Annotated in this window: 13 protein-coding genes and 3 tRNA genes; 11 read left to right on the forward strand and 5 right to left on the reverse strand. The window is 33.3% G+C overall.

The window, feature by feature from the left end; translation table 11 throughout:
* Positions 1 to 3 precede the first annotated feature (3 nt).
* The 9 genes from J2W48_RS14895 (at position 4) to J2W48_RS14935 (ending at position 11,189) form a co-directional block, all read left to right on the forward strand.
* Positions 4 to 2,016, forward strand: a complete 2,013-nt coding sequence (locus J2W48_RS14895) for a hypothetical protein (protein ID WP_310282433.1) — start codon at positions 4 to 6, stop codon at positions 2,014 to 2,016.
* Between the two features lie 20 nt (positions 2,017 to 2,036).
* Complete coding sequence (locus J2W48_RS14900; protein ID WP_310282434.1) at positions 2,037 to 2,846, forward strand: hypothetical protein; 810 nt, start codon at positions 2,037 to 2,039, stop codon at positions 2,844 to 2,846.
* Positions 2,847 to 2,941: 95 nt separating this feature from the next.
* Positions 2,942 to 3,859, forward strand: coding sequence for a hypothetical protein (locus tag J2W48_RS14905; protein ID WP_310282435.1), 918 nt, complete (start codon positions 2,942 to 2,944; stop codon positions 3,857 to 3,859).
* Positions 3,849 to 5,204, forward strand: a complete 1,356-nt coding sequence (locus J2W48_RS14910) for an ATP-binding protein (protein ID WP_310282436.1) — start codon at positions 3,849 to 3,851, stop codon at positions 5,202 to 5,204. Before J2W48_RS14905 ends, J2W48_RS14910 begins: the two co-directional genes overlap by 11 nt.
* A gap of 3 nt (positions 5,205 to 5,207) precedes the next feature.
* On the forward strand, positions 5,208 to 6,044 hold the full coding sequence (locus tag J2W48_RS14915; RefSeq protein ID WP_310282437.1) for a glycoside hydrolase family 25 protein: 837 nt from the start codon (positions 5,208 to 5,210) through the stop codon (positions 6,042 to 6,044).
* A gap of 18 nt (positions 6,045 to 6,062) precedes the next feature.
* Complete coding sequence (locus tag J2W48_RS14920; RefSeq protein ID WP_310282438.1) at positions 6,063 to 7,130, forward strand: eCIS core domain-containing protein; 1,068 nt, start codon at positions 6,063 to 6,065, stop codon at positions 7,128 to 7,130.
* A 74-nt stretch (positions 7,131 to 7,204) separates the two neighbouring features.
* Positions 7,205 to 7,558 (forward strand): hypothetical protein, encoded by a 354-nt coding sequence (locus J2W48_RS14925; protein ID WP_310282439.1) that lies wholly within the window; start codon positions 7,205 to 7,207, stop codon positions 7,556 to 7,558.
* 62 nt (positions 7,559 to 7,620) lie between these two features.
* The gene (locus tag J2W48_RS14930; RefSeq protein ID WP_310282440.1) at positions 7,621 to 8,658 is read left to right on the forward strand and encodes a hypothetical protein; all 1,038 of its coding nucleotides are present in this window, start codon (positions 7,621 to 7,623) and stop codon (positions 8,656 to 8,658) included.
* Positions 8,659 to 8,666: 8 nt separating this feature from the next.
* Positions 8,667 to 11,189, forward strand: a complete 2,523-nt coding sequence (locus J2W48_RS14935) for an eCIS core domain-containing protein (protein ID WP_310282441.1) — start codon at positions 8,667 to 8,669, stop codon at positions 11,187 to 11,189.
* A 217-nt stretch (positions 11,190 to 11,406) separates the two neighbouring features.
* Here the strand turns inward: J2W48_RS14935 and J2W48_RS14940 are convergent, their stop codons facing one another.
* The 4 genes from J2W48_RS14940 to J2W48_RS14955 all read right to left on the reverse strand — a co-directional run bounded on the left by J2W48_RS14940 (position 11,407) and on the right by J2W48_RS14955 (position 12,601).
* A complete protein-coding gene (locus tag J2W48_RS14940) occupies positions 11,407 to 11,991 on the reverse strand; it encodes a class I SAM-dependent methyltransferase (protein ID WP_310282442.1) in 585 nt (194 codons plus the stop codon).
* Between the two features lie 328 nt (positions 11,992 to 12,319).
* A tRNA-Arg gene (locus J2W48_RS14945) sits at positions 12,320 to 12,393 on the reverse strand.
* Positions 12,394 to 12,424: 31 nt separating this feature from the next.
* Positions 12,425 to 12,499, reverse strand: a tRNA-Pro gene (locus tag J2W48_RS14950).
* A gap of 15 nt (positions 12,500 to 12,514) precedes the next feature.
* Positions 12,515 to 12,601: transfer RNA gene (locus tag J2W48_RS14955), tRNA-Ser, on the reverse strand.
* A gap of 241 nt (positions 12,602 to 12,842) precedes the next feature.
* Here J2W48_RS14955 and J2W48_RS14960 point away from each other — a divergent pair.
* On the forward strand, positions 12,843 to 14,021 hold the full coding sequence (locus J2W48_RS14960; protein ID WP_310282443.1) for an acetyl-CoA C-acyltransferase: 1,179 nt from the start codon (positions 12,843 to 12,845) through the stop codon (positions 14,019 to 14,021).
* Between the two features lie 66 nt (positions 14,022 to 14,087).
* Positions 14,088 to 14,849, forward strand: coding sequence for a C40 family peptidase (locus J2W48_RS14965; RefSeq protein WP_310282444.1), 762 nt, complete (start codon positions 14,088 to 14,090; stop codon positions 14,847 to 14,849).
* Between the two features lie 94 nt (positions 14,850 to 14,943).
* Here the strand turns inward: J2W48_RS14965 and J2W48_RS14970 are convergent, their stop codons facing one another.
* Positions 14,944 to 15,789, reverse strand: coding sequence for an AraC family transcriptional regulator (locus tag J2W48_RS14970; RefSeq protein ID WP_310282445.1), 846 nt, complete (start codon positions 15,787 to 15,789; stop codon positions 14,944 to 14,946).
* Positions 15,790 to 15,883 lie beyond the last annotated feature (94 nt).

Consider the following 15,883-nt stretch of genomic DNA (forward strand, 5'->3'; position numbering starts at 1 on the left):
ATTATGAGTTCCTACAATGAAAATCTAAATGCAAGTGTAGTGTCATCCTTGCAAGCACAAGAACTAAAATTAAGCAATACTCAAGCACAATTAAATGCGGGTATGTTTACACTCTATTATGCAGAAGATGCAAAAATAACAGCTCAAGAAAAATTAAAAAGAACAGAACAAAAATATGCTGATCAAGAAATAATAAAAGAAGAAGCTGTTGGAGATAATAACCTTAGTACAAATGTAGTTGCTACTGCTAATCAGGAAAAACAGTTTAACTTACAATCCGTTTCTAATACTGCAGTTGCTGCTGCAAATGTTCAGATTGCTACAAATGCTATAGTCAATTTAGCAAGCGATATGGGAAGCATAGTAAGTATTTTAAATGCTGCTGATTATGGTAGCCAAATTTACGAACAAGCCCTTGCTGTAAACAAATTAATGAATGATACGGCATACAATGCTGAAGTAGCATCTCAATGGGCAATGGAAGCTTCTTCCTTGACTGCGGAAGTAACAGCAAGTACAGTTGCTGATATAGCAACAACCACTGGAGCATCTATTACCAATCTATTAAGTGTTTTAACTAGTCAATTAGAAGCTACTTCAGCATTACAAACAGCTGAAAATGCTGATTATGCTTCTGCTGCAACAGCTCAGAAAAAAGCAGAAGGGGAATTAATAGATGCTCAAGTAGAATATGATGCTGCTAAAGCTACTTACTTATCTAATATTAACGAATTAAATCTAAATTTACAAATTACTAATAAAAGTAATACAGATTTTACAGTACAATTTAGTCCTTATACAAACCCTTTCTATGGTGTTACTGAGAATGGTTTAACTACTTCTCCATACAATGTTAATCCTGTAGAAAGTTATTACGCTTTTGTAGTTAAAGAAAGTGAAAAGTCAATTTTTTCAATAGCTACAGCTGAAGGCTTAATTAACACCCCTGATATAGCTTTCCCTATAAATGCTGATGCTCTTGATTTAAATACGGAAACCATTTCAGAGACTATTTCAATAACCCAACTGAAAGATACAAGTAATAATTCTTTAGTATTAGGAGAAAACTATGTTGTATTTGTTTTAGCACAATTTACAGTAGATTATAAAAAATCATTAAATAATTTTGAAGATTATTTAACAGCTGCATCTTCATCATTTACTTTAACAACTCCTTTAAATAGTCCTAGTACAGATTCTATAAAAGTCTCTTTCTTAGAGACAGATGCAAATCCTACTAATATAACAACTCAAGTATTACAATTTAATTTGAATGAAAAAAATAGTAATGTTGAATATCGCTGTATGTTTTTACTTAATAATTCAACATTAATTAATCAAATGTTCAAAACAGAAGATTTACTATCAGTAGAAAATCAAATTGTAAAAGAAATTAATGATGAAATTAATAAGATTAAAGACGAGGAAGATGAAATAAAAACTTATAATAATCAAAACTTATTGAACAGTTTAACTAGCGAACTAGAAATTCTTACTCAGAAGAAAGTAGCATTAAATCAAAATGATTCAGCTGCTGATACAACTGATACAGAGGTCAAAAAAACAGCAAAAAACAATATAAATGCTGATGATATTGACACTCAAATTACAGAATTAAAAGCTAGAATTCAAGAATTAACTGCTATAGATTTAAGAGATATTAATCCAATTGATAAAGAAGGAAATGTAAGTAGCCAAAATCAAACACCAAAACCTGGTTTCTTCTTTAACCAATTAATTGCAGAAAATGTCACTGATGGAAATTATACAGTGCCTTCTGGAAATCAAATCCAAATAGTAAAAAATAAAATAACAGTAGCACTTCCTATACAAGAAAACACAACTGATAATTTTGGAAATCCTCTTATAGAAGGGAATGAATATATTCCAGTTGTATTATCGGTAGCTTCTGGACCTAAAAAAGTAACTGTTCAATTTTCAAACTCAATTTCTGATTTTAAAAATACAGCAACCTTCAACTACGCTACAAAAAATACAGCAATCAAAAATAATTAAAAATTAAAAACACAACAAATATGACAACAATAGCAATGAAACCATTAAAATATGGTGTTACCGAAAATAAAAAAAGAACTCTAGACTCTTTAACTATTCAAGTTTTAAATGCAACAGATGAAGTATCTCAATTACAAGCAATAGTAAGTTCTCTAACAAACAAATTAACTACTTATCAAGATTTTTTAACACAAGCAGATGCAAATAAAACGCAAGCACTCAATAATGTTAATTTAATAAATAACGTAGTAAAAAATGCTTTAAACTTAAGAGATAATTCAAAAGTGGCCTTAAAAGAAGTTATAAAAGCTAATAGTAAAACCGAAAAAGTAGCTGAAAAAACTACAAGTGTTACAAATAAACTGATTTATACCGCTGAGATGATAAATAAATTGGCTAATCTAATTATTAGAAAAAAAGCACAAAATCCTCTTATTTCAGATCAATTAATAACAATGGTTACAACTGCAGGCAATAATGCAAACAATGCAGTGGCATTATCTTTAGTAGCTTTAAATGCAGCATTCACAGCTCAATCAACAAATAAAGAAGTTCAAAACACGGCTGCTTTAGAAAGTTTACAATCTATCAAGTTGTACAATAAACTAACTAATGATAAAAAGACTAATAGTACTAATTTATCCTTAAATACTTTGTTAAACAATGCCTATAATACTACTGTTGTTGAATTCAATAAGATGCAAAGTGCTTATAATGAAACTTTAAATCAGTTAAATTTAAAAACAGCAGATTTGAATAAAGCTCAGATTAATTTAAAATCATTACAATCTGGTTTAGCTGCTGCAAATGCTGCTGCGCTTGCCTCATAAGATGCTACAAAATCATTTAGTTTTTAGTCACAGTTTTTTAATGTCTAAATAAAAACTGTGATTAAAAACAATAAATTTCCCTAAAAAGAAAAAACATGAATAGTATTTACAAGAAATTTTATAGAACGTTCTATGCAAGAACCAGTTATATTCCTTCAAAACCGTTAAACAAAACGCTATTTCCTGGAGACTTTTTCCATATCATTAATGGAGAAATGATTCTTCTTGGAAATATTTTTAGTTCCCAAATTGTAGATACAAAAAATGTAGATTTTGAGCATGCTATCAAATTAAATACAGATTCCTGGAAGTTTAGTGAAGGTGTTACCAAACCTTATTCTGGTAGAGGAACAGGAAATAATGCCATTGATGGAGTATTTGAATTTAGTAAACAAATTCTAGCTTTTGAATCCAGTGGTAGTTTCTTTTTTACAAGTAACGAACCCGAAGCTGTTAGAATAAAAAAATGGAGTGAGTTACAAAATGAATTAATAATCAAACTTACACAAACTTATTTTTCCTTCAGAGAACTTTATTTAATTACAGAAACTGCAAGTACTTCAGATTGGACATTAGCTATTTCTGGTTCAAAAAATGGAGAATTAGAAATTGCAATCGATACAGAAAACTTTGGTTTAGTAGACATTTTTGGACATTCCTCTTCAAAAACAATTCAGTCGAAAGATATCGAATATTACAATAGACAATCGGAAAGAAAACCCAGTTTTTTTAAGGCAAAAAAATTAGTGGAGCAAAATGAAACTGTACAAGTATTTATAGACGAACTTATTTACCAACGCATCTTACTAAATAAATGGGGGAAAGATTTTTATAAGTACAATCTGAATAGTAGTCACGAACATGATGCTGCCATTTTAAACAATGCACAAATAAGCATTCTAGATCTTTTACCTAGTAATCAACTCAATCCTAACACGGCATTGCTCTATTTTAAATGGGCTGATGCATCTTTAGATGATATTGAAAAACTTTTTGTCAACTATGGAATCTAAAACTAACATAGCAATTCTTCATGAGGAACTCGATTGGCTTGAAAAAGTAATACAGCAAGTCATTAGTAGCTATTTGTTGCAAGAAGGACATGAAAAAGATTGGCACGATATTCCTTTACCTGATTTATCAATGGAAAATGGCACCTATGCTTCATTAATAAACGAATGGAATTTAAATAACTACGAACGTTTAGCCATGGCACTTTGTCTAGCACCACATCTTAAACCAGAATTATTAGATATTTTCTTTGGAAAAAATGGAATCTATGATAGAGGTTTTACAGAATTTGGAGGTGTTATCGACAAAAATCATAGTGGTTTTATTCCTACTGGTCAAACCTTGGTTTTTCTTATTACTGCTACACATAAAGAATTAAGAAATGAAGTACACAAAATAGTTAGTAAAGAAAACATACTCATCAAAGAAGATGTATTACAATTAGCCGAAACTGAAGAATTCATACCTAAGTTAAATGGTATTCTTAGTTTACATCCTAATTGGTTTCATTATTTTATAACCAATGAAAAAATTAGTGTTGCACAAAGTACTTCTTTCCCAGCGCAAAAAATAACTAGCCCTTTGAACTGGGAAGATGTTGTACTCGATACTATCGTTATGGAACAAGTAAACGAAATCCTTACCTGGCTGGAACATGGTGAAACCTTACTCAAAGAATGGGGTTTGTCCAGCAAAATAAAGCCTGGTTATCGCGCCTTGTTTTACGGTCCCCCAGGAACAGGAAAATCATTAACCGCTACCCTTTTAGGAAAAGCAACAAACAAAGAAGTATATCGAATTGATTTATCTATGATTGTTTCCAAATACATTGGAGAAACCGAGAAAAATTTATCCAAAGTATTTGATATTGCCCGAGATAAAGAGTGGATTTTGTTTTTTGATGAGGCCGATGCCTTATTTGGTAAACGAACTGCCGCTAATTCCTCTAATGACCGACATGCTAACCAGCAAACCGCTCATCTTCTACAACTCATTGAAGATTTTCCTGGGGTAGTTATTCTGGCCTCTAATTTAAGAGCCAATATGGACGAGGCATTTACAAGACGATTTCAGGCTATTATACATTTTAATATGCCATCTACTGATGAACGTTATCAATTGTGGCAGAATGCATTCTCAGGCATTTGTACCTTATCAGAAGAAATAGATTTATATCAAATTGCCGAAGATTACGAGCTTGCAGGTGGAGCCATTATTAATGTATTGCGATACTGTGCTTTGGCAGCTATAGGCAGAAATGATTCCGTTGTAACTAAAAACGAGTTATTAAAAGGAATAAAACGTGAGTTTAGCAAAGAAAACAAAACCCTAATTCTAAAAAAGTAAACTATGTTAAAAAATATAACATTAGCTTTAGCAATATGGTTTTTAGTAGATTGGGCTTATAATGAAAAAATAAAACCTTTCTTAAAGACAGAATTAAACACAGAAATTTCTGAACCTGTAAAAGACACATTTAAAAAAAAACCATTGAGTTTAGTTAAAAATTTATTGCTAAAAGATTCTGTTACTTATGGATTAGATATTTCACACTATCAAGGTGACCTTATAACTGCATTAAATAAAAAAAAAGACTCCCTTTATTTTGTCATATGTAAAGCCACTGAAGGTGAAACTTACATAGATCCAACATTTCAAAGCAATTGTACCATACTCAAAGAAAAACAGGTAATAAGAGGTGCTTATCATTTTTATCTCTGTGAGTTTGACCCCATAGACCAGGCTCAACATTTTTCAAAAACCATCACGGAAAATAATTTTTTAAACATTGGTCATTTACCTCCAGTTATGGATATAGAAAATAGTAGTATGGATACCAATTGTGGTGATTTAAAAACCGCTCAAAACAATATATTACTCTTTCTAAATGAAGTAGAAAAAATAACAGATCGTATTCCTATGATCTATACTAATAAATCTACAGGAGACAAATATTTAAACACTCCCGATTTTACAAAATACCCATTATGGATAGCTGCCTATACAAATGATCTTACGACCAGTAATATTCCCTCAGCATGGGATAATAAATGGATGATATGGCAGCGTTCCGATAGTTACTCATACCAGGACACCAATTTTGATTTTGATATTTTTAATGGTAACCGACTGGAATTGAGAAAATTTATTAGAAACACTATTGTTAAAAATAAACCTGCAAACTAACTTTTTACTCTTTCAATTATGAATGAATCAATAAAAAATACTACTCTACAAAAAGATAACAGTAGACAGGCAGCAGCTGTTATAGGAAGTAAAGGAAAAGTACATAGTGATAATCGTCCTTTAATACAAAAAAAAGCCAACAACACAGGATTACCAGATAACTTAAAATCTGGAATAGAAAATCTTTCAGGCCATGCTATGGATGATGTGAAAGTACATTACAATTCCGACAAACCCGCACAACTCAATGCCCATGCTTATGCACAAGGTTCAGAAATACATCTGGCTTCAGGTCAGGAAAAACATCTGCCACATGAAGCCTGGCATGTGGTACAACAAAAGCAAGGTCGTGTAAAACCCACTATGCAAATGAAAGGAAAAGTGAATGTGAATGATGATAAAGGTTTGGAGAAGGAGGCAGATGTGATGGGGGCGAAAGCTTTGCAGACTAAACCAAAAGAGAATAGCTTAAAATCTCAAAATAAAAACTATTCTGTAGATCAAAAGTCTCTCCGTAACAATTCCAACAAACCCAATCAATTGAAATCTCTTATCATACAAAAAGTTAAAGCTAAAAAGGCAAAAGCAAAGAAAGCTCATGGACATAAAATTGATTTAAAAAAACAAACAATGACTGTAAGAAATAAAAAAGATAGTTATACCTCTGGATTGATAAATGGTTTAAGTCAGGCGACTGGAGTTGAAGATGGACCAAGAGCGGAAGCACAAAAGGTAAAGAAATTTTTTGGAGGTAGCTGGATTGGAGGACACATGGTTAATGATCAATTGGGGGGAAGTGGAAGTTTCAAAAATATTGTCCCGATTACTTCTTCAATGAATGGGCTACATAAATCCGTTGAGAATCAAGCAAACAATCTACTAAGTGCGGGTAATGGTACTCAAATTGAATACAAAATGAAAATCCTTAAAAGAGCAACAGTAAAAAACGCGGTAAAAACCGTTAAAAACCTTCCAATAGAATTTAAACAAACCCTTCATGTTCACCCTGTAGGTTTACCTATGTATACAATAAATGGGCTTATACTGCAAGAGGCTTATCCAGGAAATGGTATAATACAACCTTAAAACTCCATAACAAAACCTAGCAGAAAACTATTTGACTTCAATTAGTACAATTAATTAACCAAATTTAAAAAAATATGAATACTCACGCTAACAAAATGCATGGTAATAAAAGCCAATCAGTAGCAAATACTGTTGCACAGAAAAAAAGTAATGGCAATCAAACTCTTGCTTTGGAGGATAATCGTACGGAGTCAATTGTTCAAAAAAAGCTAAAAATAGTAGATAGCAATTCAACTGTTGCACAGTTGGGTAAGAAAAAAAGAGATCTTGAAAGAGCTAAAAAGAATAATCCAAATGGTCTTCAACATCATAATCGTCCTGAATATCAAGATGTAAATGAAAGACAGATAGAACTGGTAAAAACTGGAGTAAGTAAAAAAGATGCTAAAAGACAAGCAAAGCTAGAAAAAAAAGATGCTGAAAAATAGAGGAAGTAAACTATATAAATGACGCTTTTATTTTTTAGGTCTATCAAAACTAGAAAAGAAAAATGATGAATACACACACTGATAAAATACAAGAAAGCAAAAATCAGTCAGTTGCCAATGCTATTTACAAGGAGCATGACAACGTTGTATCAACTTTTCAGTTGGTAGACAACCGTCCTAAGTCTATAGCAAAATTACAAAAACAGGACAAGGATAGTAATACCCAAACTGTATTTCAACTCCAAAAACTAGAGGCAGGAAAACTCAATGTTGTTGGTGAACATCATTCTGAAAGCAACCAGCGACGAGAGCAAGAGAAGAATTTAGCAAAAAGAGAAGTGGGTGGAAAATACTGGACTGAAGATAAATTTCGAATTAGAAAAACAAAATCACCCCAAGAAAATTCAGTAAAAGATACACCTCAAGATCCAAGAATCATAGGGGACGCTTTGTATTTAAGGATAGCAGAAAGCATTCAATATGTTGATAATGCCAAAAATGAGTTTGAACAAGAATGGACTCAACGGACTACACAAAAACTGTCTGAACAACAATTATTGAATTTAAAAGCTAAATTACAAACCTTTTTGGTAACCTGCAAAACCCACACGCTGGAAGCAAACAGATTAGCCACAGCCTATATGCATAATGAAGAGTTTAAAACCCTCCCAAAATTCGTTACAGACCAAATTATACAAATCCATAAGTTGCTGCCAGAAACTGAAAAGTTGTTTCTTATATTGGCTGAAACCTGGAAAAAAAATTCCATTGAACAATTAATCTCAGATAGGTTCTTAAGTTCTTTCAATGTATTTGGTTCTAATATTGACGTTCTCAATATGTATACCTCAAAAATAGGTGGTGCAAGCAGGACGGAAACAAGTAAGTTAAGATCCTATGAAATGGACAATGCAGCCGATTTTGCACACGATAGGATTGGTGTTTGGAAAATAGGCTTTAACCACGTTAAAGACATTAAAGAAGAAATGCAACACAACGACACTAAAAACTATGTATTAATAAATAGAAAAGAATTCAATCATGAATACAAAGAGTTGCCCATTTTAGTTGAAGGTCACATGGTGAAACAAAAAGAATAAAAAACACAATGGAACACCACAATAAAATAAATAAAAACAAACAACCTAGTTTGACGCCAAAAACCGTTCAAACCAAAGGCATATACCTGCAAGACAATCGTCCTACAACAATTGTACAAAAAAAAACAAACAACACAGGTTTACCTGATAATTTAAAATCAGGTATAGAAAACCTATCAGGCCACAGTATGGATGATGTGAAAGTACATTACAATTCCGACAAACCTGCACAACTCAATGCCCATGCTTATGCACAAGGCTCTGAAATACATCTAGCTTCTGGACAAGAAAAACATTTACCACATGAAGCCTGGCATGTTGTTCAACAAAAACAAGGAAGAGTTAAACCTACTTTGCAAATGAAGGGCAAAGTGAATATAAATGATGATGCAGGATTGGAGAAGGAAGCAGATATGATGGGTGAGAGAGCCATTCAAATGATGGTTTATCAAAATGTAAAACAATTGAGACATGTTACATTGTCGAAAAATTCATTTACACTTCAAGGTAAATGGATTTTACGAAACGGTCATCCAGTTGAAGTAGCAGATAACTATGATCTCCAACAAGATGAAACCGATTTTGACATGTCACTATATTTTCAGCAACCTAGAGTTATTTTTAATGAAGGTAATAAAATAGGTAAATATGATAAGACTGGAAACTTAACTTTTGAAGACTTTGATTCTTCCAAAATACCGACCCATGATAAATTACAAGAAACCCGAAAAGATCAAGGTATTGAACTTGGAAAAAGATTACTTTCTAGTAGTAATATCAAGGCTGAAGCAGATAAAGTTGAAGCATTAGCTGATAAACTTGAAAAACTAGCTGGATCCAACGTTCCTAAAAAGCACGATGCTAAAATCAAAAAAATGGCGAAGCAATCTTTTACAGGTGATAATTTTAGGAAAATTATAAAGGCACAAGATGAATTTACTCAGTCAGAAGCAACAGCAGCATTGTTTGATGGACTACGTAATAGTTTAGGAAGTTCGCAAGATAAAGATGTTCAAAGATTTATAGAACAAACATTACGTGCATATAGCTCGCTACGAGCTCGTACAGGAAGTATATCAGCACCAATGAACTATAAAGGAAATCTGGTTGGACAACAACACCCCACTAGTTGGACTAAACACGACAAACTACCTTCTGGTGGATCAAGCCACAGTTATTCTGATCGACAACGTGTTCATATACAAAATCAGGCTTTCTCCAACTTGTCTAAAAATTCTGACGTGAGTGCGAGTATGTTAATTATAAGCAATCTACTCTCAGCTTTGGTTGCGACTTTAAGCACCATGGCATCTGCACACAGCGCTGAAAACGTTCCTGACTTTGATTTGGGTTCGAAATTGGAAACATTTAAAGACAGATCGCAAGTGAAATTGCAGACTGAAACAGTAGCAGAAGAATTCGGATTCAATGGTTCTAAAAGAAAGAAAAGAAAATTGAACGCTAAATATACATCTCATGATTATCCTTCTTCTCCAATTAGAGACGACAATGCTTCATCGGATGACGAAGATCTTAGTTTAATACCAATTCCTAAACCAACAAAAAATATAAAACTGGATTCTAACAATAGCTCTAGCTCTATCCATTTGGATAAGAGCAAACCCATGACACCAAGCATAAGTGAACTATTGAAGTCTTTTAAGATAACTCAACAAAAAACTAATTTACAAAATTTAATCTTACGCATTCAAGCAGCATTACCTGTTGGTCCTATTACATCTCAAGTATGGTTAGATTTAAATGTGATAACTCAAAACATTGCACTTATTAATGGATCTGGAGTTTTTGATTCTTACTATTTAACCATTTATTACAACCAAATTGTAGATGCTTATACAAGAGGTGCTCAATGGATTAATCGACAAATGATAGGAGGAAATCCACAGCAAATGATTCAATTTATAAATGTTACACGGATAAACGCATTAGAGCAATTTATGGCTGAATGTGGACAAATGGCTGTACACAATGTAGTTGCACTTCAAACAGCACAAGAAAATGGAACACTTGCTCAAGTAAACCAAGGAATACAAGACACAAATGCTTTGCATCAAATTGGTAATTTTAATCAGAATATTGGTGAGGGCGATATTCGTACATTATTGGCTAATGCTGGACATCAAGGAATCCCTGTAATTGGTAATTTGGCACAATTACAAACTTTTATACGAGATTATAATACCTATGAAGCACTAGGGCAGACTGCATTTAACATGGCAGGATGGGGAACAAATGTAATCCAACATTTATGGCCTATTGGAAATATTGAAGCACAAGAAATTGTAGCAATGAATAATTTTACTCAAGGAGTCACTAATGAAATTAACTTTATTATTAACACCGATGGTCATCAACAAATTGCACAAGGAGATCATTGGATTACGGTTCGATTAGAAAGAACCCACACAAGAAACATTCGACTCTTTTTCCTCGATAGCCTTCGTGGAGATAGAGATTATTCAATGTTATTTGCAGCCTTAAACCGTTTTATATCAAATCAACAGGTATAATAATAGTTGGAAATGCTGAATCTGCCGCTCAAGGTCAGTTTTTAAGGTCATAAGTTTCAGGCATATTTACTCATAATAAGCACTCTAAAAAAATAATTTTGTTAAACACAAATTAAAAAATTATATAGAAAAGTAATTTATAGTTTATCTAAAAGTTGTATTCTATACATTTTTATTAAAAATAGAATACCGGCTTTTTTGATTTATCAAAACAGTATTATTTATACACCATCACACTAAAATCACCCTCACAATAATTTTCTTTTACAACAACAGTATTGGAAAGCGTCTTACAAAAATCGGTAATCGTTTTTGGAGAATATGCCATTAAAATACTCTCTGGGTTTACAGTTTTACTTAATAAATTAAACCCTAAAGCTATATTACAATGGGCATATAAATGAGTTATGGCTTTAAAAATAAAACTAGGATTGCTGTTTTTATAGTTGAGCGAACCTGAAACTAAAACACAATCGACCATAGGCAAAGTACCTTGCATGAAATCGCCTAGATAAAATCTTGCAGTGGAAACATCTTTGTTTTTTTCAATAGCATTGTCTAAAAAAGTAGCTATCATATCAATACCATGATAGGAAAAACCACTAAAATGTTGGGACAAATAAAAACACAAATCCCCATTGCCGCAACCAATGTCTAGAATAGATTTATTATTTAGATCTCCTATTTGTGCTAAAACTTCAAAACGCTTCAGTTGGTCATACTCAGAAAACCAAGCTAGACTTTGGGCACTTTCCGAACCATATTTTTCAATCTTGTCTTCATGAAATTTTTGTATGTACAATTTGTCGAGCATATAAGGGCGCTTATTAAAAGTTAGTTGGTAAAAATAAGCTATTTATTTTTTGAAGTTTAAATTTTAATGCTTGCTCATTTGTGATACCAACAGAAGATGTCCATTTTTTTTCCCTTCAATTGACGCTTTAAAACTAATTTCAAATGAAGTTTATGTGTAAACGAAAGTAGCACAGTCACCAACAAGGGATGGTACAATAGACTTATAGTTTTTTTTTGACAACAGAAGTATTGATCCTATTGATCCTTGATCCGTAAATATAAAGATAAAAAAGACACAAAAACAAAAAACCCCTTGAAATCAAGGGGTTTGAGAGTGAACGCAGAAGGATTCGAACCTTCGACCGCCTGCTTAGAAGGCAGGTGCTCTATCCAGCTGAGCTATGCGTCCATTTGTTTTAAAACTTATGGAAAAGTTTTTGTCGGGGTGGCAGGATTCGAACCTGCGGCCTCCTGCTCCCAAAGCAGGCGCGATAACCGGGCTACGCTACACCCCGTAAGCAAAATTGAAGCGGAGAGTAAGGGATTCGAACCCTTGGTACAGTTTCCCATACGCATGTTTAGCAAACATGTCCTTTCGGCCACTCAGGCAACTCTCCAAGCTCAAGGAACATGCCCTATTTTGCGGTTGCAAATGTAACACAACATTATATTTCTCACAACTATTTTTGAGGTTTTTTTAATCTTTTTGCAATCTTTTTTTCAAAACACTTCACAATCAAACGAATAGAATTAACAAAAAAATCATATTAAATTTAAAATCGAATCGCATAGATTCAAAATTTGAATTTCTATAAATTAAAGATTAAATTTGCTTGATTAACTAATAATATACAGAAAATGAACAAAAGAGTTGTTATCGTTTCTGCCGTTAGAACACCTATCGGAAGTTTCATGGGAGGATTATCTACAGTACCCGCTCCAAAATTGGGTGCTGCTGCAATAAAAGGAGCATTACAAAAAATCAACCTTGACCCAAAATTAGTTGATGAAGTTTTTATGGGCAATGTAATACAAGCCGGAGTTGGTCAGGCACCCGCACGTCAGGCAGCACTTTTTGCCGGTTTGTCTGAAAAAGTTTCCTGTACAACCGTAAACAAAGTTTGTGCTTCCGGAATGAAAGCCGTTATGTTTGGTGCGCAGGCTATTTCTTGTGGTGATGCTGAAATTGTAGTAGCCGGAGGAATGGAAAACATGAGTTTAATTCCGCATTACGTACAAATGCGTAATGGAAATAAATTTGGTCCGGCCACAATGCTAGACGGAATGCAAAAAGATGGCTTGACAGATGCTTACGATAACAACGCAATGGGAGTTTGCGCTGATTTATGTGCAGCTGAATACAACATCAGCCGCGAGCAACAGGATAATTTCGCTATTCAATCTTACGAAAGAAGTGCAAAAGCATGGGATGCCGGAAAATTTGACAATGAAATTATTCCAGTTGAAGTACCACAAAGACGTGGTGAACCAATCATCTTTTCAAAAGACGAAGAATACACCAATGTAAAACTGGATAAAATAGCCTCATTAAGTGCTGTCTTCACAAAAGACGGAACAGTTACTGCTGCAAATGCTTCTACAATCAATGATGGTGCTGCAGCTTTAATTTTAATGTCTGAAGAAAAAGCAATCGCATTAGGACTAAAACCCTTAGCCTGCATAAAAGGTTACGCAGATGCTGCTCAGGAACCAAAATGGTTTACAACCAGCCCTGCAAAAGCGTTACCAAAAGCTTTAGACAAAGCCGGAATTTCAATTACTGATGTTGATTATTTCGAATTTAATGAAGCTTTTTCTGTTGTTGGTTTAGCGAATTCAAAAATCTTAAATCTTGATAACAATAAAGTAAATGTAAATGGCGGAGCTGTTTCTTTAGGACATCCTCTTGGGTGTTCCGGAGCCAGAATCATCGTAACCTTACTAAATGTTTTAGAACAAAACAATGCCAAAACCGGTGCCGCTGCAATTTGCAATGGCGGCGGTGGTGCATCGGCAATTGTCATCGAAAGAGCTTAAATAATACATTTCAATTAGGAGTTATTCATTCAATAACTCCTAATTTTTAACTTATAAATTACCTAAATGTTCGGAATTTGCAATCTAGCCATAGTACCCGTTCGGTCTGAACCAAGTGACAGAAGTGAAATTGTTACACAACTTTTGTTTGGCGAACATATCGAAATCTTAGAACGTCAAAATCAATGGGCCCGAATAAAAATTCAGTTTGATGATTATGAAGGCTGGGTAGATTCCAAACAATACCAGATAATTTCAGAAGCCAATTATAATCTGTTAAGCAATGAAGCTATTATTTTAAATGCTGATTTGATCGAATATATTACTTCATCCGATAATTTATTACTCCCTATTCCACTAGGGGCTTCTTTGTCATTCTTGAATAATAACGAAATCAATACTTCAAACTTTGATTTCGAGGGCACAAAAACCAGTGGCATAAAACCAAAAAGTGCTTTATTAAACACTGCTTTTATGTATTTGAACGCTCCGTATCTTTGGGGTGGAAAAACACCATTCGGAATCGATTGTTCCGGTTTTACCCAAATGGTTTACAAACTAAACGGCTACAAAATTCATCGTGATGCCTCACAACAGGCTCTTGAAGGTGATCCACTAAGTTTTATTGAAGAAAGCGAACCGGGAGATTTAGCCTTTTTTGATAATGAAGAAGGAAACATCATCCATGTCGGAATCATCATGGAAAACAACTACATCATTCACGCAAGTGGAAAAGTACGTATCGACCGTTTAGACCACTTAGGAATTTACAATCCTGAACTGAATAAACACACACACAAATTAAGAGTAATTAAAAAAATAATTTAAAAACACCAATATCACAAATTAATACAGATTTAAAAATCCTTTTTATCCTTTAATCTGTAGCAGAAAATTCGTGTAAATTAGTGTAAATCCGTGTTTAAGCACTAACGCGAATCGTTTTCCTAAACTCCGAAGGACTATTTCCTCTCTGTTTTTTAAAGAATTTATTAAAGTGACTTTCATCCGTAAAACCAAATTCATATGCAATTTCGTTGATACGTTTATCGCTGAATTGTAAACGATGCTCAATCAGTTTCGTTTTGTAATTGCTGATATATTGCTGCATCGTTTCGCTGGCATGTTTCTTAAAGTAACGGCCTAAATACGTATTCGAAATTCCGAAATAATCACTGATCGATTCCGCTTTGATTTTCTCCGGATAATAAATATTCGTCTGAATGTATTGCAAAATATCCATCGCTTTAGCCTCCGCACCCACATTTACCTGTTCCGGTAAATACTTCGCAATATTTCGCGCCACCACAATAATCAGCGTATTCACCAATTGCTGAATCAATTCCTGATTATAAACATCTTTATCCTGATACTCGCGGATAATGGCTTCAACCATCACTTTCACCAGACATTTATCGGAATCATTTTTCAAGATACAGCCCGGCTGGTGATTCGCATTCTGCAAAATATATTCTAATCGTTGGACATTTTCGTTTTGCAGACTTGAATTTTTCAGGTAAATATCGTTGAATCTCAAAAAGAAAAACTTCGTTTTAGTCTCAATTGTAAAGTTATGACAGTCTTCCGGTGTCAACAAAAACAGATGTCCGGCATCATATTCAAAAATATTTTTATTAATACATTGCGAGCCTGTTCCTTCCAGAATATAAACCAGTTCAAAAAAATTATGACGGTCACCAACATCCGGATATTCATCTAAGGTTTCAAAAGAAACCGTAAAAGGTTCGTATAAATTTTCTTTTTTCATTTTGCAAATATACCTAATAAACGAAAATATATACCATTTAAATGCTGTAAAAAAGGTATAATTTTGTTAAATAATTAAAATCACAAAAACAACA

This window comes from Flavobacterium piscis (genome assembly GCF_031457575.1).
Lineage (GTDB): Bacteria > Bacteroidota > Bacteroidia > Flavobacteriales > Flavobacteriaceae > Flavobacterium > Flavobacterium piscis_A.